At 58.5% G+C, this 22,367-nt stretch carries 23 protein-coding genes and 1 tRNA gene; 9 read left to right on the top strand and 15 right to left on the bottom strand.

All coding sequences use genetic code 11. The features are described 5' to 3' along the window. Positions 1 to 91: 91 nt before the first annotated feature. Positions 92 to 862 (bottom strand): triose-phosphate isomerase, encoded by a 771-nt coding sequence (gene tpiA / locus FB593_RS01660; RefSeq protein ID WP_003515430.1) that lies wholly within the window; start codon positions 860 to 862, stop codon positions 92 to 94. Between the two features lie 214 nt (positions 863 to 1,076). Continuing rightward, positions 1,077 to 1,958 (bottom strand): dienelactone hydrolase family protein, encoded by an 882-nt coding sequence (locus tag FB593_RS01655; protein WP_003515433.1) that lies wholly within the window; start codon positions 1,956 to 1,958, stop codon positions 1,077 to 1,079. A 209-nt stretch (positions 1,959 to 2,167) separates the two neighbouring features. On the opposite strand from FB593_RS01655, the gene parE reads away from it, so the two are divergent. Continuing rightward, the gene (parE, locus tag FB593_RS01650) at positions 2,168 to 4,288 is read left to right on the top strand and encodes a DNA topoisomerase IV subunit B (protein WP_013636223.1); all 2,121 of its coding nucleotides are present in this window, start codon (positions 2,168 to 2,170) and stop codon (positions 4,286 to 4,288) included. Positions 4,289 to 4,331: 43 nt separating this feature from the next. On the opposite strand, the gene FB593_RS01645 is transcribed toward parE, so the two are convergent. Genes FB593_RS01645 through FB593_RS01635 form a run of 3 tightly spaced genes read right to left on the bottom strand, consistent with a single transcriptional unit; the run spans position 4,332 to position 5,657 of the window. Further along, positions 4,332 to 4,943, bottom strand: coding sequence for an ATP-dependent Clp protease proteolytic subunit (locus FB593_RS01645; RefSeq protein WP_013636224.1), 612 nt, complete (start codon positions 4,941 to 4,943; stop codon positions 4,332 to 4,334). A gap of 43 nt (positions 4,944 to 4,986) precedes the next feature. Next, positions 4,987 to 5,346 (bottom strand): SRPBCC family protein, encoded by a 360-nt coding sequence (locus tag FB593_RS01640; RefSeq protein WP_145166278.1) that lies wholly within the window; start codon positions 5,344 to 5,346, stop codon positions 4,987 to 4,989. Next, positions 5,343 to 5,657, bottom strand: a complete 315-nt coding sequence (locus FB593_RS01635) for an ArsR/SmtB family transcription factor (RefSeq protein WP_145166277.1) — start codon at positions 5,655 to 5,657, stop codon at positions 5,343 to 5,345. The genes FB593_RS01640 and FB593_RS01635 overlap by 4 nt, the downstream gene beginning before the upstream one ends. A gap of 164 nt (positions 5,658 to 5,821) precedes the next feature. Here FB593_RS01635 and FB593_RS01630 point away from each other — a divergent pair, with 164 nt between their 5' ends. Continuing rightward, a complete protein-coding gene (locus FB593_RS01630) occupies positions 5,822 to 7,378 on the top strand; it encodes a phospholipase D family protein (protein ID WP_112752476.1) in 1,557 nt (518 codons plus the stop codon). A 31-nt stretch (positions 7,379 to 7,409) separates the two neighbouring features. On the opposite strand, the gene FB593_RS01625 is transcribed toward FB593_RS01630, so the two are convergent. From FB593_RS01625 to FB593_RS01605, 5 genes are all read right to left on the bottom strand, one after another. After that, the gene (locus FB593_RS01625; RefSeq protein ID WP_003515447.1) at positions 7,410 to 8,243 is read right to left on the bottom strand and encodes a response regulator; all 834 of its coding nucleotides are present in this window, start codon (positions 8,241 to 8,243) and stop codon (positions 7,410 to 7,412) included. 162 nt (positions 8,244 to 8,405) lie between these two features. Beyond that, positions 8,406 to 10,919, bottom strand: coding sequence for a GcvT family protein (locus FB593_RS01620; RefSeq protein ID WP_003515448.1), 2,514 nt, complete (start codon positions 10,917 to 10,919; stop codon positions 8,406 to 8,408). A gap of 269 nt (positions 10,920 to 11,188) precedes the next feature. After that, positions 11,189 to 11,512: a hypothetical protein gene (locus FB593_RS01615; protein ID WP_035252119.1), complete on the bottom strand. Its 324-nt coding sequence runs from the start codon at positions 11,510 to 11,512 to the stop codon at positions 11,189 to 11,191. Next, positions 11,509 to 11,838 carry a hypothetical protein gene (locus FB593_RS01610; RefSeq protein ID WP_321186258.1) on the bottom strand — a complete coding sequence of 110 codons (330 nt, stop codon included), beginning with the start codon at positions 11,836 to 11,838 and terminating at the stop codon, positions 11,509 to 11,511. The genes FB593_RS01615 and FB593_RS01610 overlap by 4 nt, the downstream gene beginning before the upstream one ends. Before the next feature lie 83 nt (positions 11,839 to 11,921). Beyond that, positions 11,922 to 14,591 carry a mechanosensitive ion channel family protein gene (locus tag FB593_RS01605; protein ID WP_041694439.1) on the bottom strand — a complete coding sequence of 890 codons (2,670 nt, stop codon included), beginning with the start codon at positions 14,589 to 14,591 and terminating at the stop codon, positions 11,922 to 11,924. A gap of 123 nt (positions 14,592 to 14,714) precedes the next feature. Between FB593_RS01605 and FB593_RS01600 the strand changes: the two genes are divergently transcribed. Further along, positions 14,715 to 14,969, top strand: a complete 255-nt coding sequence (locus FB593_RS01600; RefSeq protein ID WP_003515453.1) for a GlsB/YeaQ/YmgE family stress response membrane protein — start codon at positions 14,715 to 14,717, stop codon at positions 14,967 to 14,969. Positions 14,970 to 15,124: 155 nt separating this feature from the next. Next, positions 15,125 to 15,200: transfer RNA gene (locus FB593_RS01595), tRNA-Lys, on the top strand. A 134-nt stretch (positions 15,201 to 15,334) separates the two neighbouring features. Here the strand turns inward: FB593_RS01595 and FB593_RS01590 are convergent. Next, the gene (locus tag FB593_RS01590) at positions 15,335 to 15,880 is read right to left on the bottom strand and encodes a hypothetical protein (protein WP_321186257.1); all 546 of its coding nucleotides are present in this window, start codon (positions 15,878 to 15,880) and stop codon (positions 15,335 to 15,337) included. A gap of 342 nt (positions 15,881 to 16,222) precedes the next feature. Here FB593_RS01590 and FB593_RS01585 point away from each other — a divergent pair, with 342 nt between their 5' ends. The 4 genes from FB593_RS01585 (at position 16,223) to FB593_RS01570 (ending at position 17,881) form a co-directional block, all read left to right on the top strand. After that, positions 16,223 to 16,555, top strand: a complete 333-nt coding sequence (locus tag FB593_RS01585) for a hypothetical protein (protein WP_065658592.1) — start codon at positions 16,223 to 16,225, stop codon at positions 16,553 to 16,555. Positions 16,556 to 16,724: 169 nt separating this feature from the next. Beyond that, positions 16,725 to 16,976 (top strand): hypothetical protein, encoded by a 252-nt coding sequence (locus FB593_RS01580; protein WP_019566197.1) that lies wholly within the window; start codon positions 16,725 to 16,727, stop codon positions 16,974 to 16,976. Between the two features lie 195 nt (positions 16,977 to 17,171). After that, on the top strand, positions 17,172 to 17,396 hold the full coding sequence (locus FB593_RS01575; protein WP_013636232.1) for a hypothetical protein: 225 nt from the start codon (positions 17,172 to 17,174) through the stop codon (positions 17,394 to 17,396). A gap of 296 nt (positions 17,397 to 17,692) precedes the next feature. Beyond that, complete coding sequence (locus FB593_RS01570; RefSeq protein WP_003515469.1) at positions 17,693 to 17,881, top strand: hypothetical protein; 189 nt, start codon at positions 17,693 to 17,695, stop codon at positions 17,879 to 17,881. Positions 17,882 to 17,954: 73 nt separating this feature from the next. Here FB593_RS01570 and FB593_RS01565 read toward each other — a convergent pair whose 3' ends face one another. Beyond that, on the bottom strand, positions 17,955 to 18,206 hold the full coding sequence (locus FB593_RS01565; RefSeq protein ID WP_003515471.1) for a hypothetical protein: 252 nt from the start codon (positions 18,204 to 18,206) through the stop codon (positions 17,955 to 17,957). A 632-nt stretch (positions 18,207 to 18,838) separates the two neighbouring features. On the opposite strand from FB593_RS01565, the gene FB593_RS01560 reads away from it, so the two are divergent. Next, on the top strand, positions 18,839 to 19,273 hold the full coding sequence (locus tag FB593_RS01560; RefSeq protein ID WP_111804532.1) for a PACE efflux transporter: 435 nt from the start codon (positions 18,839 to 18,841) through the stop codon (positions 19,271 to 19,273). Positions 19,274 to 19,297: 24 nt separating this feature from the next. Here the strand turns inward: FB593_RS01560 and FB593_RS01555 are convergent, their stop codons facing one another. From FB593_RS01555 to FB593_RS01545, 3 genes are all read right to left on the bottom strand, one after another. Then, complete coding sequence (locus FB593_RS01555; protein ID WP_111804590.1) at positions 19,298 to 20,266, bottom strand: alpha/beta hydrolase family protein; 969 nt, start codon at positions 20,264 to 20,266, stop codon at positions 19,298 to 19,300. 102 nt (positions 20,267 to 20,368) lie between these two features. Beyond that, entirely contained in the window at positions 20,369 to 20,974 is a 606-nt protein-coding gene (locus FB593_RS01550; RefSeq protein ID WP_019566194.1) for an ABC-type transport auxiliary lipoprotein family protein, read from the bottom strand. A 15-nt stretch (positions 20,975 to 20,989) separates the two neighbouring features. Further along, positions 20,990 to 22,360 (bottom strand): MCE family protein, encoded by a 1,371-nt coding sequence (locus FB593_RS01545; protein ID WP_003515479.1) that lies wholly within the window; start codon positions 22,358 to 22,360, stop codon positions 20,990 to 20,992. Positions 22,361 to 22,367 lie beyond the last annotated feature (7 nt).

The raw sequence follows: 22,367 nt of genomic DNA, 5'->3' as shown, positions 1-22,367 counted from the left end.
GGAGCACTACAAAGAAGGTTTCGCGGCTCTTTACATGAGGCGAAGGCTTATTCCAAGCCCCTTTCCCGCCACTGTGGCAGGAAAGCGTGTCTCAAGCCGTCAGTTGCTCGTATGCCGCATAGATGGAAAGGAAGTCGGAGGCTTTCAAGCTCGCGCCGCCGATCAGTGCGCCGTCGACATTCTCGACACCCATCAGTTCCAGCGCATTGGCAGGCTTCACCGAGCCGCCGTAAAGAATCCGCATGGTCTTGCCTTCATCACCAAAGCGCTTGACCAGCTCGTCGCGCATGAAGGCATGGGCCTCGCGCACATCCTGCGTGGTCGGCGTCAGACCCGTGCCGATGGCCCAGACCGGTTCATAAGCGATGACGGTGTTTTCGGCGGTTGCCTCGTCCGGAAGCGATCCGGCGAGCTGGCGCTTGAGGATATCGAGCGTCTGGCCCGCCTTGCGCTCATCCGCCGTCTCGCCAATGCAGACGATCGCGATAAGATCGGCCTGATGGGCGGCAACGGCCTTGGCACGGACCAGATGATCCGTCTCGGCATGGTCGGTGCGACGTTCGGAGTGGCCGACGATGACATGGGTGCCGAAGCAATCGGCAATCATCTCGGCGGAAATGTCACCCGTATGCGCGCCGGAAACATTCTGGTGGCAATCCTGTCCGCCAATCATCAGCGGGCTGTCGTCGCAGAGCGCGGTTGCCACATAAAGAAGCGTCGATGGCGGGCAGATCAGCGCATCCACCTTTTCGGAAAGCGCGCCCTTGACGCCCTCTGCCATGGCCTTGATCTGATCGAGCGACGAACGGGTGCCGTTCATCTTCCAGTTTCCGGCTACAAGCGGTCGAACATTCGGCGTCATGCGTATCCCATTCCCTTTGTCTCGGAGAGCCGCTTGCGCGAACACCCCCTACCTCAGCCGCCAGGCGGCCCCTAATCGCGACAGAAACCCTGCCGGAAATCCCGGAATATTTCCTTAAACGCAGCTGATGACAATTGGTACAAAAAAGCAGTCATAAGCTTCAAAACGTCGGTCAATTTGCCGAGATTCGCGCCTGTCGAACCAAAACTGGACCTCATCGGCTCAAAATCCAGTTCAAAACCGCCCGCCAGTCGGTCATGCGCACCGGCGTTCCATGCGTGCCTGTCTCAAAAAGCGTGAAGCGCGCCGGCTCTCCCGCCTTCAGCAAGGTGCGGAAGATGGTCGCCTGGCTGTCGGCGGAATAGACCTTGTCGGCGCTGCCATGGGTGAACCACACCGGCTTTTTGGCTTTCGCAAAGGCGCTCTTCGGAAAATCGGGATCGACCGCGCCGCCAAGGATCGCCATGCCCTTGAGATTGCCGACCGTCGCCTTATCACGGCTGATGCCGTAGCAGATGAAGCTGCCCATGGAGGCGCAGGCCAACACCACCGGCTTGCCGCCGGATTTGCTAGCAGCATAGGCGATCAGCGCGGAAACGTCGGCAACGCCATTGGCATCGAAGGATCGTACGCTCGGCACATAATAGGTGCCGCCATTGGCGACAGCCAGATTTTTCAGCCGGTTGAAATTGCCGCCGAACGTATAGTCGTTCATGCCAAGCCGCCGGTCGCCGCCGCGCCCGTGAATGAAGATCACGGTGAAGGCCTGCCCGGATGATGGCCCGACGCGGCCCACCTCAAGCGCCCTGCCCTCAACCGCCACGGATTCCATCGCCTGCGCTGTCTTGGGCGCCATATCCACATATTGCCGCTTCACCCGGCGTTCCGGTACCTCGTCGCGGCCGTTGATATCGCGCATCTCCTGATAATCGATCACCTCAGATGCGCCGCCATCGGCCGTGGAAAGCACTGTCTGGCTGGAAAACAGCTCGTCCTTGAACGGCCGCAGCGGCCCGTCCGCCGCCCCGGCACCGCCCGGCATCGCCGCAACAGTCAGGCAGAAAAGAGTACAAAACGTGAAATGAGCTGTGGACATGACTTGGTTAACCGTTCATTCGTGGCTGCGAGACTTGCCATTGCCAGGGCGGCAGCGCAATCCTCCTGTTGCGAAACCCTGACATAGTCGTGGCATAGGGTGCGCCGCGTTAGGCCACACGCCCTGCACGTTTGGCGCTATACTCGCCCCTATTGGCATACTGATTCGCTTGGCGAAATTCTGACGACACGCTTTTTTGAACCTTGGACATGATGGACGATAGCAACGATCTCTTCTCCGGTCTTCCGGTGGCACCAAACAGCGAAACGGAAAAGAACGAGGACACGGCAAAACCCGTGAAGGCCCCGGTGTCCGCAGCCGCGAACGTGAACGTGCAGCCGAAACCAGCAGCCGTTGCGGCCGTTACGACGCCCCCGCCCCCAGCGCCCGTGTCCCCCTCCGGTGACGACTACGGTGCCTCGTCGATCCGCGTGCTCGAAGGGCTGGAACCGGTGCGCATGCGGCCCGGCATGTATATTGGCGGCACCGACGAGAAGGCGCTGCACCACCTCTTTGCCGAAGTCATCGACAACTCCATGGACGAGGCCGTCGCAGGCCACGCCAATTTCATCGAGGTCCATCTCGATACCGAGGGTTTCCTCACCGTCACCGATAACGGACGCGGCATTCCGGTGGAAAACCATCCGCAGGTTCCGGGCAAGTCGACGCTCGAAGTCATCATGACCAAGCTGCATGCCGGCGGCAAGTTCGATGGCAAGGCCTATGAAACCTCCGGCGGCCTGCATGGCGTCGGCGTTTCCGTGGTCAATGCGCTGTCCGATCTTCTGGAAGTGGAAGTCGCCCGTAACCGCAAGCTTTACCGCCAGCGCTTTTCGCGCGGTGCGCCGATCGGCGGTCTCGAAGAACTGGGTGACGTGCACAACCGTCGTGGCACCCGCGTGCGTTTCCATCCGGACCCGCAGATCTTTGGCGATCACGCAAAATTCGAACCGGCCCGTATTTTCCGCATGGCCCGCTCCAAGGCCTATCTCTTCGGCGGCGTCGAAATCCGCTGGAGCTGCGATCCCGGCATGGTGCCCGCCGGCGGCGAAATCCCCGAAAAGGCCGTGTTCCATTTCCCCGGTGGTCTGAAGGACTACCTGGCCGCCACGCTCGGCAAGGAATTCACCGTCACCCGCGAGATTTTCTCCGGCCGCACCGAAAAGACCGGTGGCCACGGCGCGCTGGAATGGGCTGTGACCTGGTATGGCGGCGACACGCAGATCCATTCCTATTGCAACACCATCCCGACGCCTGAAGGCGGTACGCATGAGGCCGGTTTCCGCATCGCGCTCACCAAGGGCCTGAAGAACTATGCGGAGCTGACCCAGAACAAACGAGCCAGGGAAATCACCACCGATGACGTGATGATCTCGGCAGCGGGCATGCTCTCCGTCTTCATCCGCGAGCCGGAATTCGTCGGCCAGACCAAGGACAAGCTCGCGACCGTCGAAGCCCAGCGCATCGTCGAAAACGCGCTACGCGATCCCTTTGACCATTATCTCACCGGCAATCCGGGCGAAGCGGCGAAGCTGCTGGACTGGGTGATCGAGCGCGCCGAAGAACGCCTGCGCCGCCGCAAGGAAAAGGAAGTCAACCGCAAGACGGCGGTGCGCAAGCTGCGCCTGCCCGGCAAGCTGGCGGACTGCTCGCAGAACACGGCTGAGAATGCCGAGCTTTTCATCGTCGAGGGTGACTCGGCTGGCGGCTCGGCCAAGCAGGCGCGCAACCGCGCCAATCAGGCCATCCTGCCGCTGCGCGGCAAGATCCTCAACGTCGGCAGTGCCAGCCGTGAAAAACTCTCGGCCAACCAGCAGATCGCCGATCTCATCCAGGCGCTGGGCTGCGGCACGCGCACCAAGTACCGTGAAGAGGATCTGCGTTACGAACGCATCATCATCATGACGGATGCCGACGTCGATGGTGCTCACATCGCCTCACTGCTCATCACCTTCTTCTATCAGGAAATGCCGGAACTCATTCGTGGCAACCACCTCTATCTCGCGGTGCCGCCGCTCTACGTCATCCGTCAGGGTGCCAAGAGCGCCTATGCCCGCGACGACGCCCACCGCGCCGAATTGATGGAAACCGTCTTCAAGGGCAAGAAGGTCGAAATCGGCCGCTTCAAAGGCCTTGGCGAAATGATGGCGGCCCAGTTAAAGGAAACCACCATGGATCCCGAAAAGCGCACCCTGCTGCGCGTCGAGATCGACGACGTGGATTTCGAAGGCACCCGCGAGGCGGTCGACAATCTGATGGGCACCAAGGCGGATGCCCGCTTCCGCTTCATTCAGGAACGCGCTGCCTTCGCGGATAATCTGGATATCTGATCAACCGTCCCGGCCAGCCATGCGCCAACCGGGACGATTTGAGTCATGCCGCCGCCACATCTTCGCGAACGTCCAGAACGCGGTCTATCAAACCCCATTCCAGTGCCTCTTCCACCGTCATGAAACGGTCGCGATCCATTGCCGCTTCAAACTCGTCATAGCTGCGTTTGCAATGCTCGGCATAAAGCCGCGTCATTCGGTGCTTTGTCTGCCTGATTTCTTCAGCATGGATGAGCATATCCGACGCCTGCCCCTGAAACCCGCCGGACGGCTGGTGAATGAGGATGCTGGCGTTGGGCAATGCCGCCCGCGCGCCCGGTTCGCCCGCCATAAGCAGGAACGAGCCCATCGAACGGGCGGTCCCCATGCACAGAGTATGAACCGGCGCGCGGATGTAGCGCATGGTGTCATACATTGCGAGACCGCTGGTCACGACGCCGCCTGGAGAATTGATGTAGAGATGGATCGGCTTCTTCGGGTTTTCCGCCTCCAGAAACAGCAGTTGCGCGCAGACAAGCGCAGAAACAGCGTCGTTGACCTCACCGTTGAGAAAGATGATCCTTTCCCGCAACAGCCGGGAATAGATGTCGAAGGACCTTTCTCCCCTAGCGGATTGTTCAACTACCATAGGGACGAGTTGCATCGCTTCGCGCATCGGCGAACTCCTGTCGTTTGAAAATGTAAGGAAATGTGGTGGATCAGGCGGCGAGCTTGATGGGCGAACGGTTGTGGTTTGCGGCGGCCTTTGTCATCCGACCGGAACCGGTGATGGGCAACTCATGAATGACCAGCAGGCTGGTGCCGCCGCTCGCGTTGGGTGCAATCCTGAAGGTGACGGTGCTTTCCAGAAATGGCGGAACGTCATCCCGCATCCTGTAACAGACCTCCTTCCCCGGGGTGATCCTGATCGCCTCGGGTTCAGCTAAAGCCTCCTTCGGCAACCAGTGTTCACGGAAGGCCGGAATGCTGATCGCACGCCAGACTTTTTGCGGCGGCTCATCGAGATCATATTCCAGCTCGATACCGGGTTTCGGTGCTGCGGGCAGTTCCCTGTTCATTGATCCATATCCTTCAGCAAGAGCTTCAGTGCTTCTACGCGCTGCGGCCGGTAGGCGCGGTATTTGCCAAGCCATGTCGCAATCCGTGTCAGCCCATCCGGATCGACCTCGTAATTGACGAAACGACCCTGCCGCCGTTCGACGACCAGCCCCGCCCCCCGCAGCACAGCAAGATGCTGCGACATGGCCGGCTGGCTGATATCGAAACCCTCACGCAAGGCGGAAGCGTTCTGGGCACCATCCGCGAGCTTTTCGAAAATAGCGCGGCGTGTCGGATCGGCCAGCGCCCGGAAAATATCATTCTCTGTCATGACAACAGATAAGCATAGACTTATGTGATTCACAAGTCCCGCCTCCTGCATTCGCTTCGCAAGGCAGGCTTTTTCTCCCGCACCCTCTTCTGCCGTGAACGCTTTATGTGCTCGCGCGTTTTCACCCGGCCTGATAATCTTCAGGCCGGGAGTGATCAAAACAAGTGACTGCATTTACGGTCTTTATCGCCATGGTGCTGCTGGTCGTCGGACCAGCCCTGTTTGTTGTCATCAGCAAGCAGCGGGAAAAGGCCATTCCCAAACGCCCCTCAACTGCCCTGCCCGTTGCCGAGGATGCGACCGGGCTCGACCGCCACTGGCAGTCGATAAGGAATGGCTGGAACGAGAAAAACGCGCTCTGCCTGCTGCATTCCAATCTGGATGCCTTTGCAGTGCGCATGGCATCGGCGCGGGCGGCTGGGCGCAGCCTTGATCTGATGTATTACATGTGGAATGCCGACCTGACCGGTCGGCTGATGATGCGCGAGGTCATTGCCGCGGCTGATCGCGGCGTGCGCGTGAGGCTGCTTCTGGACGATCTCGGCGTCTCGATGTCCGACCGCATCTTCCACGCCATCGACAGCCATCCCAATATCGAGCTGCGGCTCTTCAACCCAACCAGGGCGCGGGAAAACATCTTGTATCGAAGCCTGGAACTGGTGCTGCGTTTCCGCAGCGTCAACCGGCGCATGCACAACAAGGCGTGGATTGCCGATGGACGCGCCGCGATCGTTGGCGGCCGTAATATTGGCGACGCCTATTTCGATGCCGCCGAACGGGCCAATTTCCATGATTTCGACATTCTTGGTTTCGGCAGGATCGTTGCGGATGCCACCGAAATCTTCGACGACTACTGGAACAGCGCCGTTTCCGTTCCCGTGCGCTCGCTTCTGGCGCGCAGGCCGAGCAAGCTTGCCAGGTTGAGGCGCGAGCTTGCTGCGCTGCCGAAAAGCGAGGCTGCCAAACCCTATCTCGAGCGCGTCGAAAACCAATATGGCAGCGGACATTTCCTGATGTCGGACCGTCTGCACTGGGTCGATGAAGCCGACGTGCTTGCCGACCCGCCGGAAAAAGCAGCAGGAAAACGCCGCAACGGCCACAACTTCCTGATGGAGAGCCTGCTGCCGCTGATGCAGGCGGCAAATGACAGCCTGCACATCACCTCCCCTTATTTCATTCCCGGCAAACAGGGCTTGGACATTTTTGCAAACCTTGCCGAGCGCGGCGTCTCGGTTGCCATCCTCACCAACTCGCTGGCTGCAACAGATGTTGCCGCCGTTCACGCAGGTTACGCACGGTATCGAAAGCCGCTTCTGCTGGGCGGGGTGCGACTGCATGAACTGCGTGCACAGGCGGACCAGCCAAGCTTTACGCTTCGCGGTTCAGGACAGGCGAGCCTCCACACCAAGGCTTTCTCCCGCGACGGCAAGACCGGCTATATCGGCTCGCTCAATTTCGATCCGCGCTCCGCGTCTCTCAACACGGAAATGGGCGTCGTTTTCACCTCAGCCCCGCTGGTTGCGCGCATGGACGAGATATTCAGCGAAGAGATCCGCCGCTCGATGAGCTTCGAGCTGGATATAGACAACGGCAATCGCATCGTCTGGATGACCGAAGAACACGGCCAGCCGAAGACATACAGGCGTGAACCGGACGCTGCCATCAGCCGCCGGATCGTCGCGGGCATCATGCGTTTCCTGCCGCTCGAGTCTCAGCTTTGACTTATCGCGGCTTTGACAACGAAAAGTCCGGTCAGGCCGCCGGTCTCACGCCAGCCTTGGCCAGCTGTATCTGCACCAGCGTGTCGAGGTTCTGGTTGACGCGGCAATAAAATTCCTCGTCGATGAAGGGCCGCAGCATGAAATCGTTGCCACCCGCCTTCAGGAACCGCGCCGACAAAAGCCGGTTGGTGGAAGAGGAAACGCCGATGATGCGCAACTCGTGCGAACCGCGTACGGTGCGGATGCGCCGTGTCAGTTCGAAACCGTCAATATCGGGCATATTGTAGTCGGTCACCACCAGCCCGATATCGGGATTGGCCTTCAGGATTTCGAGCGCCTTCGCACCGCTATCGGCAAGGCTGACGCGGAAATTATAACGCTTGAGGCGGCTGGAAAGCAGCGCCCGCGCCGTTGGGCTGTCATCCACGATCAGCACATGGTGGCGGTGGTTGGTGAGGAACCGACAGATGGATTCCGTCAGCATGTCCACGGCAAAGATATTGTCTTTCAGAATGTAGTCGACCACATTCTTGGCGATCAGCGTTTCGCGGGTCGCCTCATGGAACGTGCTGGTGAAAACGATGGTCGGGATCGAGAGATCGATCAGATACTCCAGCGCCTCGCCATTCTCCGCCCCCGGAAGATTGATGTTGGAAATCGCAAGCGTCACGGGTTCGGCCGAGTGTTCGTAGCACGCCTGCAACTCCTCGAAGTTGCGGCACACCTCCACGGAAACGCCCAGCAATTCCTTCAGGCGCATGCTCACCATCTGGGTGAACACATTGGTATCTTCCGCAAGCAAAATGCGGCAATTGGTAAATGGCACACCCGAATATTGCATGCCCGTAATGCCCAGAAAATTCATTTTGTCCCAGTCCCCCGTCGTCTTTCACGGGAAATTAGCAGGCGTATTTTTCAGAATCATTAATAACACTTTTGCCCGAAAACAGTCGGCATACATGCTTACCCAAAAGAAAACACGGCCCCCGAGGGAGGGCCGTGTTTCGAATGCTTCCAGGAAAATCCCTCAGGCGCGCAGCAGCGCGTTTTCCGTATCGAAGGGGCTTTCTTCCACCACCTCGGCGTCATAAAGCGTGCCAAGAATGCGGATTTTCAGCTTTGTGCCAATCGTGGCATATTCGGGTTTCAGCATGGCAAGGGCAATCGATTTTCCGATACGCCAGCCAAAGCCGCCGCTCGTCACACGGCCGGCAAGTGCGCCATCTGCATCGAATATAGCTTCAGAACCACGCGCATCGACATCCGTATTGCCCGAAACGGTCAGCGTCGAGAACACCGATTTCAATCCGGCTTCCTTGTAGGCCACCAGCGCGTCGCGGCCGATGAAGTTTTTCTCCGGACGCAGGAAACGGTCGAGACCGGATTCATAGGCGTTATATTCGACCGAAAGCTCGCGACCCATGTTGCGATACGACTTTTCAAGCGACATCGACACCATCGCACGAATACCGAATGGCTTGATGCCAAATTCGGCGCCCGCTTCCATCAGCCGGTCGAAGATGTAGTTCTGCATTTCGATAGGATGGTGCAACTCCCAGCCCAGTTCACCGACGAAGTTGACGCGCAGCGCATGCGCCGTCGCCACACCCACGGAGATCTGCTTCGCCGTCAGCCACGGGAAATCCTTGTTCTCGAGGCTGGTACGGGTCAGCTTCTTCAGGAGATCGCGCGACTTCGGACCGGCAAGCACCAGCACGCCGTATTTCTGGGTGATGGGCTGCAGCACGACGGAACCGTCGGTGGGCGCAAGGCGCTGGAGCACGTCATGATCGTGCGCCTCAAGACCACCGGCGGACACCAGATAGAAGCGGCCCGGCGCCCATTCATAGACGGTGAACTCCACCTTCACGCCGCCATTCGGCGTCAGAAGGTGCGTCAGCGCAATACGGCCGCGCTTCTTCGGAACGATATTGGCGAGAATGCTGTCCAGCCAGGCGCGCGCGCCGGGACCGGAAACTTCCATCTTGGCGAAGGCCGACATGTCAAGCACGCCGACATTCTGGGTGACGTTCTTCACCTCGTTGCCGACATGTTCGAAATAGTTCGAGCGGCGGAACGACCACTTCTCAACGATACGGCCATCATCCAGTGGCGGCGCATAGTTGTGGCTGGTGATGACATCCGCACCGACGCCGAGGTCCTCTTCGCGCAGCGCATAACCTTCCGGCGCATACCAGTTGGCACGTTCCCAGCCGTAAACGGAACCGAACACGCCGCCAAGCTTCTTCAGACGGTCGTAAACCGGCGTCGTCTTCAGCGGACGGGCAGCGGAACGTTCTTCATCAGGGTAATGCATGGTGAAGACGTTGGCATAGGCTTCCTCATTCTTGGCAATGAGGTAACCTTCCGTCGCGTGAGGGCCGAAGCGTCGCGGATCGACACCCATCAGATCGAGTGTAGGCTCACCATCAACGATCCATTCGGCAAGCTGCCAGCCAGCACCACCGGCAGCGGTGATGCCGAACGAGTGGCCTTCATTCAGCCAGAAATTCTTCAGGCCCGGTGCCGGACCGACGATCGGGTTGCCATCAGGCGTATAGGCGATAGCGCCGTTATAGACCTTCTTGATACCGACTTCGCCGAAAGCCGGAACACGCACCATCGCCGTTTCGATATGCGGCATAAGCCGGTCGAGTTCCTCCTGGAACAGCTCATATTCGCTATCGTCAGAGGGACCGTCGACATAACAGACCGGAGCGCCGACTTCGTAAGGGCCGAGGATCAGACCGCCGGCCTCCTCGCGCATGTACCAGGCCGAATCCGATTCACGCAGAACGCCCATTTCCGGCAGACCCTGACGGCGGCGCTCCAGAATGGCCGGGTGCGGCTCGGTGACGATATATTGGTGCTCAACCGGGATGACCGGAATATTGATGCCGACCATCTCGCCGGTCTTGCGGGCAAAGGAGCCGGTGCAGGAGATGATATGTTCGGCGATGATCTCGCCCTTATCCGTCGTGACCTTCCAGTGACCGTCTTCCAGCTGCTCGATGGCGGTGACGGTGGTGTTGCGATAGATGGTGGCGCCACGGTCTCGCGCGCCCTTCGCCAGCGCCTGCGTCAGGTCGGCGGGCTGGATATAACCATCATCGGGGTGCTGGATGGCGCCCAGCAGGCCGTCCGTCTCGCAAAGCGGCCAGATTTCCTTCACCTGCTCCGGCGTCAGCATGTTGACCCGCACACCGATGGTCTCGGCAATGCCGGCATAATACATATATTCGTCCCAGCGATCCTTGGTGCGGGCGAGACGAATGTTGGAGACCTTGGAGAAACCGACATTCATGCCGGTCTCTTCCTGAAGCTCCTCGTAGAACTTCACCGAATATTTGTGGATCTGGCCGACCGAGTAGCTCATGTTGAACAGCGGCAAAAGACCGGCTGCGTGCCAGGTGGAACCGGAGGTCAGTTCCTTGCGCTCGATAAGGACGCTGTCGCTCCAGCCCTTCTTGGCAAGATGATAAAGCGTCGAAACGCCGACGACGCCGCCACCGATCACCACCGCCCGTGCATGTGTCTTCATTTACAGAACCCCTAAAAAGCGCCGGCATTGCCTGTCGTGCTGCCAAATCGATGGGATGGAATATGAAGCGCCCGGCGGCCGTTCAGCCGCCTGATTGCGACATGGCCATAGGGTGCTGCGACAGGGGCGAAAATGCCGTCGCTGGAGGCGGGATTCAAACCACCGTCGCCTTTTGAAGACGACGGTGGCGCACATATGGGAAAATACCAACCGGAACAGATCAAGTGTCAGCCAAGACGGATTGGAGCCTGAAGCGCCGGATAAACCGTCTATCTGGTCTGAAGCTGCAATTGCATTCCCCGCACATCCGGGCCGTCCAAGTTTAACCCCTTTATAACGTCATTGCCGGGAACGATAATCGAGTTCTTGAGGACAGGACCGCCTGGCAGATTGTGTATCCCGCCGCCGCCACCGGGCGGAGGTGGTGGCGGCGGAAAAACGCCGCCACCATCATCCTTGCTGCAAGGTGGAATACGATAAATGCAATCATCGTTGAATTGCGCAATATCTCCACTCGCAGACGGGCGAACCACATCCTGCGCATTTGCCAGAAACGGAAAAAACATACCGAAGAGAAAAATAGCCAGTCTCATTTCGCAACCTCCTGCGAAGATGCACAAATCTTGGCGCGGTCTTTTACGTCCTTGCCAGCGGCAGCTTTTGCCGCGGCGTCCAGCCATGCGGGCGTGCTGTTGCGCATACCGATGGAAACGCTGTTGAAGCCTATGACGAGCGGCCTCGCAAACTGGCTATCGGAAAAGAGGCCGGAACTGTTCGTGCTGCGAATGGTGTTGTCATTGCCGGCCATGTTTTCGGCCGCCGGCTGCTGGCCCTGCGGGCCTGTGGTCGCGGCAACGTCCGCACCATCCACAGTCTTCTGGACGTCACCCTTGTTTCCCCCCGGCGTCTCATCCGCCACAATGCAAATAGGGCGCGAGGATAACTCCCCGCGCCCGTCAACGCCCGTATCGGCTGCGTCGCCGCAGCCGCGGTAGCCGCAGATTAACTGTCCTTGCCGGCCGCCTTCAACGTCGCCTTCGGCTCCACCACGGTTTTGTCACCCGCCTTGCCCGCGTCCTTTTCCGGTGCAGTTGCCGCGGCAGGCGCCGCCGCGCCCGTATGCGCCGCCACCGCCTTGTCACCCTCTTCCGAAAGCAGCGCCGCCAGCATTTGCGGATTTGCATCGCCTTCCACGTGGATGTTGAGGTTACGCTGCGGGAACGGGATGGCGATCCCCTCTTCGCGGAAGCGTTTCAGGATTGCGATCCTCAGCGCGTTTTTCACGCCAAGCCCATTCGAAAGATCGGCGAGGTGGAAACGCAATTCGAAATCCAGCGAGAAGTCGCCGAAACGAAGGAATTCCACGTGCGGTTCGGGGTTGCGCAGTACGGGCGGCTGGGTGCGCACCAGTTCCAGCAGAATATCCATCACCTGCTGCGGATCGGATTCATAGGCAACGGAGACGGGAATTTCCGCTCGCATGATACGGTTGCGGTGTGTCCAGTTGCCGACCGAGGAATTGATGAATTCCGAGTTCGGTACGATGATCGACTGGCCGCGGAAGGTTTCAATCTCGGTCGCGCGCACCGAAAGCCGCTTGACGGTGCCTTCCGTCGTGCCTGTCACCACCCAGTCACCCACCTTGAAGGGACGCTCGACCAGCAGGATGAGGCCGGAGACGAAGTTCGAGACGATGTTCTGAAGGCCGAAACCGATACCGACCGAAAGGGCAGACGCCACCAGCGCCAGGCTGGAGAGGTTAAGACCGGCGGAAGAGACGCCGAAAATGGCCGCAACCGCGATACCGAGATAACCGATGCCGGTCTTGACCGAGTTGCGCACGCCCGCATCCACCTGTCCGCGCGCCATGACGTTGTTGTCCAGCCACTTCTGGAACCAGCGTGTGATGATGTAGCCGATGGCAAAGACAAGGACGCCGCCGAACAGGCCGATCAGCGAGATGGAGGCATTGCCGACGGTGATGCCGGTCAGCAGACGATAGGCCCAGCTTTCGATATCGCCCGGCTGGAACCCCCAGGAAAACAGGATGAGCGGCACGCCGAAGGCGAGTGCGATGACATAGATGCCGAGCCCCGCCGCAAGACCGGCCTGATCCAGCGCAACCGGGCCGAGACCGTAGCGCCGCCCGAGATAACGACCGGCCAGGGATTCGGAAAAGGCGCCCTGTCGCGAAATCGCCTTGCCGGAAAGAATGCCGATATACATCGTTGCGAGCACCGCACCGGTGGCGACGATCTGCGTGGCAAGGAACCGCGCCAGCCCCACATAACCCGTCAGGCAGGCACCGATGAGAACAAGCCCGCCGACCCTGAGCAGAATGACCAGCCAGCGCGGCAGGCGCTGGTTGCCGGTCTCGTAGTCCTGCCCCTCACCGATCACCGGGCGCAGGAACGACACGGTGAGCAGGATGATGCCAATGATGATGGAGGCAATGAAGCTCTTGGCAACGGTGACGATCAGCGGCGAATAGAGCGTCTCGCTGATCGTGCCGAACAGATAATCGAGACCGTTGACGAGCGCCATCAAAAGCACGGCCGAGGACAGCGTGTGCGCTCCGCGATTGGAAACCTGCAACAGACGCCATTCCGGCTGCGTCGGCGCAAAGATAGCGTAGCTCAGCCGCGACACGAAATAGACGAAGCCCGTAACTGCCATGGCGCCAAACAGGATCGGCGCGATATCGGAACGAAGCACGTTGAAATTATCGAGGAAAAACGCCGAGGTTACCAGAAACAGGAAAAGCGACAGCGACTGCACCATGGTTGACCAGAAGGCCACCGAAAGCCGCCGCAGATAGGAAGGCTCGCCGGAAAAGGCCCGCCGTTCCATGCGGCTGCCGAAAAAGCGGTAACCGCCCACCAGAAACAACAGCGCCGCCATGATCGACAGCATCACCGCCCCGAACATCGGCAGGCGTTTGTAGTTCCAGACGAAACCCGCCCAGCTGCTGAAGGCGTTGTTGAGATTGGTCAGCTCGCTCACGAAGGCGGAAGAGGCGTCGCCCAGCGTCTGGGAAGAGACTTCGGTGCGCTTGAACAGGGTCGCGGCAAAAAGCGCCCGCCGAACCGCCGTAATGTTGTTGGAAATCTGCGCGGCGTTGGTGGCAGTGCTCTCCACCTCGCCGGCAATGGCATTCACCTCGGCGCGCTCCGCAGTCAGCCGGGAGCGCTCCTCCGTCACCATGCTCGCTTCGGGCGGCTGTCCTTCCGCCGGGGCAGCACCAAGCGCGTCGAGACGCGTCTTGATCTGGTCCAGACGGGTCCGCAGCTTGGTGTTGGCGGCGGCAGCATCGGCTGCAATGGTATCGGCGCGTCCCTTCAGGTCCACCAGCTGCACGTCATCGCTGCCGCCCGCCTCCACCTGTTTGGCGATTGCCGAAATATCGGCCTTCCATTTTTCCAGATCCGTGCGCGCCTGCTCGACGATGGAAGCCTGGATAGCGACTGGTGCGGCCGCTGGCGCATCCTGCGCCGACGCCAAGGTTGCGGACGACAGAAAGCTGCCAAGGAGGGTGAATACCGCGACCATTATTGCAGCCATGGCGGCCTTTCGCCGCCGGCCGGATAAAGGCCCGCCGAACATCCGCCTACCGTCAATCATTCCGCCAAACATCAACCGCACATCCATGCCTTTCATATCTTCACCCAGCATCAGGCTATTTATCGCCTGCCGCGCGGAAAACCACCCGCAAAAAGCGAGGTTTTCGGGAGTTTACCTTGCTTTTCACCCGGAGAATCATCACCTTCAATAGTGCAGCAATCATGGGAGGAAATCATGGAATCTGCTGGTATTGGCTGGATCGCAGCTATCATCATCGGTGGTGTCGCCGGGTGGCTCGCCGAACAATTCATGAAAAGCAATATGGGTGTTTTCATGAACATCCTACTTGGAATCGTCGGCGCCATCGTCGCCAACGCCATTCTCTCGGTATTCGGAATCGTTTTGACCGGATGGATCGGTTATCTCATCGCCGGCTTCATCGGCGCCTGCATCCTCATCGTTATCGGCAGAGCCTTCCGGCGAGGATAGCAAAAGAAAAAAATCCGTAAAATCCCGGATTTCCAGCCTTTTCCAGCGCGACTGAAATTTTTTCGTCACAAAAATCGAAGAAATTTCATTTCCGCGCTGGACAAGCCGAAACTTCCCCTTTATAGCCCCCCTCACACCGCCACACGGTGTCGGTCGGGTGATTAGCTCAGTTGGTAGAGCAGCTGACTCTTAATCAGCGGGTCGTAGGTTCGAGCCCTACATCACCCACCAAATTCTTCAAAAATGACAAGACGTTGCGGTGCTAAGTTAAAGCATCGCCTTCGGCGCCGGGCACTGATAAAACAGTTCGCATTCGGCGCGCCTAAACATGCGGCCGCGACAGCGGACCTAGCTCCCAAGAAAACCTACAACTTCGTTTCGGGTATGATTTTTGTCCCGATAAAACGCGGCCCCAAGGGCCGCCCGGCAATACGGCTTGCGAATTCCTCGGTGAAAGGAACAGGCGTTGCCCGCCTCACCGCGTCGATGGCGGAATCGATAAAGGCTTGCCGTCTTGGACTGTCTTCCTGCGGGCGCGCGGCTGTGACGACCACCTTGCCCCTTATCTGCCCATCCTTATGCAGAATGAACTGAAGCGTCACGACAAGCCCCTCCGTGTCTTCCGGCGGCATCCAGCATGCGTAAATCGCATCGAACATTTCTTTGAGGTTGCTGACCGGAGCAGGATCGTTGCAGACCCGCGACTGGCCCAAAGCCTGCGTCAGAAAACCCGCGTACAGGGTGGCCAGTGCCACGATACCCGGCAGCTTGAGGCCGCAGAAGAATAAAAACGAGCGCTTGATCAAATCCATTATCCTCTGTCGGAAAGCGATCAGCCTGGCCCATCCACCAATTAACGCCATTTTTGAAAAAATATTTTTGTCAGTAAAAACTCTTCGCTGATTCAGCAATCGATATATACAAAATAATAAAGTCCACGATACACACAGAAAAATCATAAATAAATCAAAATAAACCTCAAAATAAATGACAAAACAATTGAAAATAAAAAAACAGTTTCGGAATATAAAAATAATATATTGGTTTCATAAAAATAAAATTACAAATAAAGGAAAAAAATTGGAAATATTTATTTATATATATTTGTAATATTTAAAATAGACTGGATATCTCGAAAAGTTACCCATAACGAACCCTTCGCAATTTAACCAAAACCCGCAGTTTGCATTGCAAGCCACTGGTTTGGTTGTATGCATTGCCCAGCCAGAACGATGGCGCAAAAGGGGGATATTATGACATCAAAATGGGTAACGGCGGTGTTTTTCGCGGCTACGTTGACTGTTGCGGGTGCGGCGCAGGCGGACGACCTCGTCTTTTCGCTGAAGAACGGAACGAACTCCGTTCTCAATGCCTTCTACACCTCGCCAGTCGGCGTCGATGACTGGGAAGACGACGTTTTCGGAAAGAAGGCGCTTGGTCCGGGCGAAACGATGGAGATCACCATCGCCGATGGCCGCCGCGTGTGCAAATACGACATGCGTTTCGAATTCCAGGGCGATGAGCTGGAAGACCTCGAGGATACGCAGAACCTGTGCGAACTCGGCGAGTATACCATCACCGAGTAAGAATCCGGCAATAACGGCCCTGCCCGATCATGGCGGGGCCTGCACCAACAAGCGGCCTTCAAAAAAATCAGCCGCTCCGGCAACGCCGGTTTTGCAACACATCTACTGAAACGACGAAATATCAGCGCGGCAGTGCCACCCGCTCCGCAAAGCGGTCTTAATCATGCCTATGATTGGCGTGATGAGATTGATCGTCAACATATTGCTTTTCGCCCTCGGCGCAGTCGGAAGCGGCGTATGTGCGTTTCTATTGTCGGGTACGCTTGCCGATTCCGGATTTCTCGGTTCCTGTTTCGAGGGAAGTTGTGCCTATGCGGCGCTTTTCATGGTGCTGCCCGTCACATGGTTCGTGCTTTTTGCGCTTTATGTCATGGCATTGCTGGTCTGGAGACGAAAACCTTTCCGGAACGGAAGGCTCTGAAATAGGTAAGACGACGCCGTCGCTACCGGACGTTCGTTGACAGCCATCGAGACTTGCCGTTAACGTCCCGCCTGCTGGGGGATTCGCTGCCATTGATATACGGGCCTGCCCGATATCATAGGCCTCTGAATGTGCATGTTTCCGATTTGTGCGTCGCTTAACGACGTGCATGGCGGAAAACAGGGAGACCAAACGATGCGGGCCGCAATTAATTCTCCATCGCTTTCTATCGATACCATGGACTATCAGGCCGAGTGCCAGTTCGCGCTGGAGCCCTCCATTCAAGGGCTGATCGAAAAAGCGGAAGACGCTGGCTGGAACCGCCAGCAAGCCGCGCTTGCCATCGTCGCGCTCGCCAGTGAACATCTGAGTGACCTGCTTCCCGGCCTCACCGCACCCGATCAACGCCCCCTGTCCTGACAGCCTCCCGCCCGCCGGAGCCGATCGGCACCCGGCATGATTGCCAAAGCATCCCGAAAATTGATTGAGCAGGCCGGAGTATCCCCCGTCGCGCCCGCACGGGCCTTCGATGCTCCGTCGCAAGCGCGAGGGGAGAAAACGCTCCAGGCAAAGCCCTGCCCCCTCAATGCAGCCGGTAGCGTCCCCGTCACAGACCATCTCCAGGGCATTTCAGCTGCCCTTTAAGTATCGCTGCCACAGTGTTGACATAAGCGACCGATAATGAGAACATAAAGTGAACATTATGGAGGTCAGCGATGAACGCAGCAGACGCAACCATAGAAAATGCCCTGTCCGTGGTCGCTCGCTCCCGCGATATGCGCGAGCGCGCGCTCGAGAGGAGACGGGAATTGCAGCGGCGAACGGAAGTCATCATCGCCCGGCCGCTCTACGTGCTGAAAAAGAATGAAGGCCCGAAGCAATTGTCGCTGAAACTCGACAGCTAGATGGCAAAAAGCAAATCCCGTGCGGATTACCTCACACACGGGATTTTCAGAATGAAACGATCATTGTCTTGTCTTATTGCATGCGTTGCATTGCTGCTTCGGGTTCGCCAGTCGTCGCAACCGTTGCCGCCGGAAGGCGATCGGTCTTTTTCAGTATGACGATGGGCTTGTCCACCGGATCCGTCGGCGGAACGATGCTTGCAGTTTTGAATTCACGGTCGACAGCAGGAACGGAAGCGTTGATCTTTTCATGACCTGCGCACTCCGCCAACGCTGCACTGGCGGAAAAACCGAGTACAGCGGCGATAATGAGAACTGATTTCATGTCATTCTCCCTTCGCTTTCGTGGCGATCTCCCAATCTAAGGGGAGACGGTCCGGATTGAAAATCACACTTTAGAGACATCTAAAGCTCTCTGTCATTGCGGCAGTCGTCATCGGTGGCAATGGGTGAGGCGTGCCGCTTTATTTTTTCCGCAAATCCAGCGGATTTTGGCAAAGCGGCCTGCGGAATATCATCGCCACATAACTTCCCTTCAGGGAAATGAGGCTAGGCTTGTAAGTCGTGGCCTGTGCCGCGTTGGCGGCCTTTATCGTTCGTCCATCTGGAGAATTATGCTGCATGGCACGCCTCCTTCCATGAGCGATAACGAAAAAACACCGCTCTTGTTCCGCAGCGGCGAAACGGCGGACAATTGAAAAGATAAGGCACCGCCGCGTGCTTCGTCTCCACGCCGGTGAGATGGTGGCACGAATAGTCGCATGAAGGCGAAGTCTCGCCGCATAACTCCGGCCTCGCCGCCTCATCCCGCTCCCGCTGAGAAGAGCGCTCCCAAACCCAACCATGACCCAAGGCTTGAAATTTTGCCCGAAACCGCTATATGGCTTTGCGAGAGGACGACCTCGGCCATTATGGCGACAGCATGCGGGACGGCCCGGTCACATACCGGAGAATAAATTGCGTTCCCTGCCCGATCGTATCCGTCACGCTCTCAGCTTCGAAATTATCGGCCTTCTGCTGGTCGTGCCGCTGGGTGCATTAGTATTTCACATGCCCATGGAAGATATCGGCATTGTCGGCCTGGTCAGCGCCACGCTCGCCACCGCCTGGAACTATCTTTACAATCTCGGCTTCGACCATGCCATGCAGCGCCTGAAAGGCACGACGCTGAAGACGCCCGCTATCCGCGTCGCCCATGCCCTGCTGTTCGAACTGGGTCTGCTGATCGTGCTGATGCCCTTCATCGCCTGGTATCTCAGCATCAGCCTTGCCCAGGCGCTGGTGATGGATATCTCGTTTGCGCTGTTCTACGTAGTCTATGCCTTCGTCTTCAACTGGGGCTACGACCGGCTTTTCCCGCTGCCGGAATGGCAGTCGCAGGACGCCGTCTGATCGGCGGCGGCACCGGCGTGTGCGTCAGCGTAGCGAAGCCGTGAAAAAGCGGATGACTTCGCTGTTCAGTCGACGATGAAACTCCGCCCGGTCAAACCCCGGAATATCGCCGCATATCTGGGCCAGGGCTTTTTCCATCTCGGCGGGGCAAGGTGTTATGAACGAAAAATGCCCTGCCCCTTTCACCGTCTGATAGTCCGGTTTTGCCGGCAGGTCGTCGCGCAGCCCTAAAATATCCTCCGGCGCCACACCGTCGCCGCCGCGCTCTGAACTCCAGAGCTGAACGGGGATTTTGATATCTCGCAGATCGGCCCGCCCTGGAAAGGCGTTGAGGGGGTCTGCAACAACCACAGCCTTCACCCGCGCATCGTAGACCCGGTCCTCAGGCGAAGCAGACCTTTCCAGCATCTGAGCACACACCGCCGCCTGCCCATCAGGGCACGGCAATCCGGTATTTGGAAAATCCGGAACGCCGCCGGCAAGTACCAGCGCCGTATAACCGCCGCGCGAAAATCCGAACACCCCGATCCTTCCGGCATCGATAAAACGGGCATCGTTCCAGTTCGCCAGCATATGGTCGAGCAGGCGGACGATATCGGCCGGTCGTTCGGTCAGCGCGGAAAGATCGCCTGCCCGCTTCATGTCAATGGCGTTATCGCCGGGATGATTGATCGCCGCGACGATGAAACCGGCATCCGCCAGCGCCGCCGCGGTATCCCGATGGCTGAAATACGTACCGCCGAAACCGTGGGAGATGATGACGAGCGGATATTGCCCATCGACAACTGGGCAATCACGCACCGCTTGCAGAGCGAAGGGGCCGATGCGGGTCTCCACCGGAGTCGCCGCGCAGGGCGACCACACCGCCGCCCTCATGGAAGGCTTTCCGCCTGCCGAGGGAATCTCGATCAACCGAAGACCGGCTGCCAGAACGGTGCCCGTTCCGCACATGGCGGAAACAAGGGAAAGGCAAAGCAACACCAGAAATCGCATGACGGACCCGCGGATCGGAAACATTGAATGCAAGGCCGTCACCAACAGGCCTCGCCCGCAGCATAGAGCAATCTCTTGTAGCGGAAATGACCGTCGTCAGACTTAGAGCGACTTCAGCGTCCACGCCACGATTTCGCGGGTGGCGGCGGCGAAAGCCTGATCCAGCGCTTTGACGAAATTGGCATTTCCGGAACCGCTGACGCGTGCGCTGGCGCGGAATACTTCCTGCGCCTTTACCGTGCCGTTGCGATCGTTCAAGAGCTTCACCGAAATCTCGATATCGGCGGTGTTTTTTGCCGTATCGATTTCGAAGGTGCGAATATCGCTGACCACCTGGTAATCGATCGCCAGCCCCTGCCCCGGCCGGCCGACGCCACCGAGCTTGCCGGTATCCTCGAAGGCTTGCACCAGCTTGGATTGCACCATGCGCGGCAGGCGGTCGCTCCATTGCGAATTGCCGAGATATTGCACTTCCGAGCCGGAAAGGCGCACCACGATGTTTTCGCTATCAAGCGCTTTCAGCGCCGTCGGATCGGCGATCAGCAATTGCCGGCCTTTGAGCGACGGCCCCTGCGTCACAGTCGCCGAAGAGACGGAAAGGTCGAACGTATCGTTCGATGGGGTTCCCGCACAGCCCGCCATCGCAACCGCAAGCAGCGGAGCCAGAAGCAGGGCACGGCGCTTATGGCCGTTCATCAATCGTGTCATTGGCCCATACCCCTTTTAGCGCCTTGTTCTGCCGTCATATTGTTTCACGGTTTCGCCGCCGAAAATCAACCGCTGCGGATCGCGGTCGATATTGGTGATCGCATTGTTGAGATTGTCGACCGTCTGCCGCGTGCTGCCGATAAGCGCCTGGAAATCCTTCAGGCCCGAACTGGAGAAGCGCGTGAGATTATCGGCAATCGGCCCGATTCGGGCATTGAGATTGTCGGCCACGGCCTTGAACGAGGTCAAAGTCTCGCGCGCCTTTGCAAACAGCGAATTGGCATCGTCGGTTCCAAGCATCCCGTCCACCTTGGCAAGAATGCCATCGACACGGCTTGAGGCAAGGTTCAGCTTGCGGCCCATGTCGGTGAAATCGGAGACCGCCTGGTCGATATCGGCCCGGCGCGCGCCGACATCGTCGGCAATTCGCTTGAAGTTCGCCACGGCATCACGCGCATCGGCAGTCGCTGCGGAAACATCACCCACCACAGTGCTGACCTTTGCGGGATCGACCGACGCCAAAAGCTCATCCGCGCGCTTCACCACCGTCTGCACTTCCGTGCTCGCCGCCTCGAAGTTGCGCGCCGTGCTCTGCACCGTTTCCATGATACCCTGAATATCGCTCGAAGCGGAAGCGACGTCCTTCGTCACCTTGTCGACATTAGACAGGATGGAATCGATCTTGCCGGCATCCACCGCCTTCACCAGATCTTCGACAGCGGTCAGCGTGCCGTCCAGGCGCACCGAGACCGATTGGACGGTGGTGGAAAGCGAACTGAGGCTGGCGATGAAACTCTTGATACCATCGGAATTTGCGGCCAGCGCATCGGAGAATTTCTCGGCGTTACGCACCGTCTGCGTCAGCGGCCCACGGGCATCCTGCACGAAACCCTGCAATTCGCCGATGGCGCCATCGGCGCGTTTCAGGATCTTGTCGGCGGTGGCAAGAAGGTTGGTGACGCTGGAAAGATCGGCCGTCAGCTCGGCGGGAACGCCGCTCTCCACCGATTTCTGCAGAATGCGCTCACCATCCTTGTTGCCGCCGGAGAGCTCGATATAGGCAGCGCCCGTCAGGCCCTGAATTTCAAGCACGGCGCGGGTGGACGGGAAAACCGGCGCGTCCGCCTGCACTTCGGTAAAGGCGATGGAATAGGCCGGATCGTCACGGTCGATCGCAAGACCGCGCACCGTGCCGACAGGAATACCGTTGAAGCGTACCGGAGAGCCGACGGAAAGGCCGTTTGCCGAGCCGGGAATACGCACCACGAGCTGGGCCGTCGGTCCACCCCGGCCGAATTCCGCCATCCAGTAAACGAAGCCGAATGCGGCGGCGATCACGATCAGCGTGAAAATTCCGACTATGGTGTAGTTCGCCTTGGTTTCCATGCTTCTT

The organism is Rhizobium sp. SJZ105 (assembly GCF_007828365.1).
Lineage (GTDB): Bacteria > Pseudomonadota > Alphaproteobacteria > Rhizobiales > Rhizobiaceae > Agrobacterium > Agrobacterium tumefaciens.
Note: the sequence above shows the minus strand (reverse complement) of the source record. Positions and strands in the feature narration are given on the sequence as shown.

Excerpts from the sequence above, each read along its gene's own strand:
- FB593_RS01600 (WP_003515453.1), top strand. The coding sequence starts at position 14,715 with ATGGAATCTGCTGGTATTGGCTGGATCGCAGCTATCATCATCGGTGGT.
- FB593_RS01555 (WP_111804590.1), bottom strand. The coding sequence starts at position 20,266 with ATGCGATTTCTGGTGTTGCTTTGCCTTTCCCTTGTTTCCGCCATGTGC.
- FB593_RS01635 (WP_145166277.1), bottom strand. The coding sequence starts at position 5,657 with ATGACAGAGAATGATATTTTCCGGGCGCTGGCCGATCCGACACGCCGC.
- FB593_RS01575 (WP_013636232.1), top strand. The coding sequence starts at position 17,172 with ATGCGGGCCGCAATTAATTCTCCATCGCTTTCTATCGATACCATGGAC.
- FB593_RS01570 (WP_003515469.1), top strand. The coding sequence starts at position 17,693 with ATGAACGCAGCAGACGCAACCATAGAAAATGCCCTGTCCGTGGTCGCT.
- parE (WP_013636223.1), top strand. The coding sequence starts at position 2,168 with ATGATGGACGATAGCAACGATCTCTTCTCCGGTCTTCCGGTGGCACCA.
- FB593_RS01580 (WP_019566197.1), top strand. The coding sequence starts at position 16,725 with ATGATTGGCGTGATGAGATTGATCGTCAACATATTGCTTTTCGCCCTC.
- tpiA (WP_003515430.1), bottom strand. The coding sequence starts at position 862 with ATGACGCCGAATGTTCGACCGCTTGTAGCCGGAAACTGGAAGATGAAC.
- FB593_RS01645 (WP_013636224.1), bottom strand. The coding sequence starts at position 4,943 with ATGCGCGAAGCGATGCAACTCGTCCCTATGGTAGTTGAACAATCCGCT.
- FB593_RS01585 (WP_065658592.1), top strand. The coding sequence starts at position 16,223 with ATGACATCAAAATGGGTAACGGCGGTGTTTTTCGCGGCTACGTTGACT.
- FB593_RS01640 (WP_145166278.1), bottom strand. The coding sequence starts at position 5,346 with ATGAACAGGGAACTGCCCGCAGCACCGAAACCCGGTATCGAGCTGGAA.
- FB593_RS01605 (WP_041694439.1), bottom strand. The coding sequence starts at position 14,591 with ATGCTGGGTGAAGATATGAAAGGCATGGATGTGCGGTTGATGTTTGGC.
- FB593_RS01615 (WP_035252119.1), bottom strand. The coding sequence starts at position 11,512 with ATGAGACTGGCTATTTTTCTCTTCGGTATGTTTTTTCCGTTTCTGGCA.
- FB593_RS01625 (WP_003515447.1), bottom strand. The coding sequence starts at position 8,243 with ATGAATTTTCTGGGCATTACGGGCATGCAATATTCGGGTGTGCCATTT.
- FB593_RS01545 (WP_003515479.1), bottom strand. The coding sequence starts at position 22,360 with ATGGAAACCAAGGCGAACTACACCATAGTCGGAATTTTCACGCTGATC.
- FB593_RS01550 (WP_019566194.1), bottom strand. The coding sequence starts at position 20,974 with ATGACACGATTGATGAACGGCCATAAGCGCCGTGCCCTGCTTCTGGCT.
- FB593_RS01565 (WP_003515471.1), bottom strand. The coding sequence starts at position 18,206 with ATGAAATCAGTTCTCATTATCGCCGCTGTACTCGGTTTTTCCGCCAGT.
- FB593_RS01620 (WP_003515448.1), bottom strand. The coding sequence starts at position 10,919 with ATGAAGACACATGCACGGGCGGTGGTGATCGGTGGCGGCGTCGTCGGC.
- FB593_RS01655 (WP_003515433.1), bottom strand. The coding sequence starts at position 1,958 with ATGTCCACAGCTCATTTCACGTTTTGTACTCTTTTCTGCCTGACTGTT.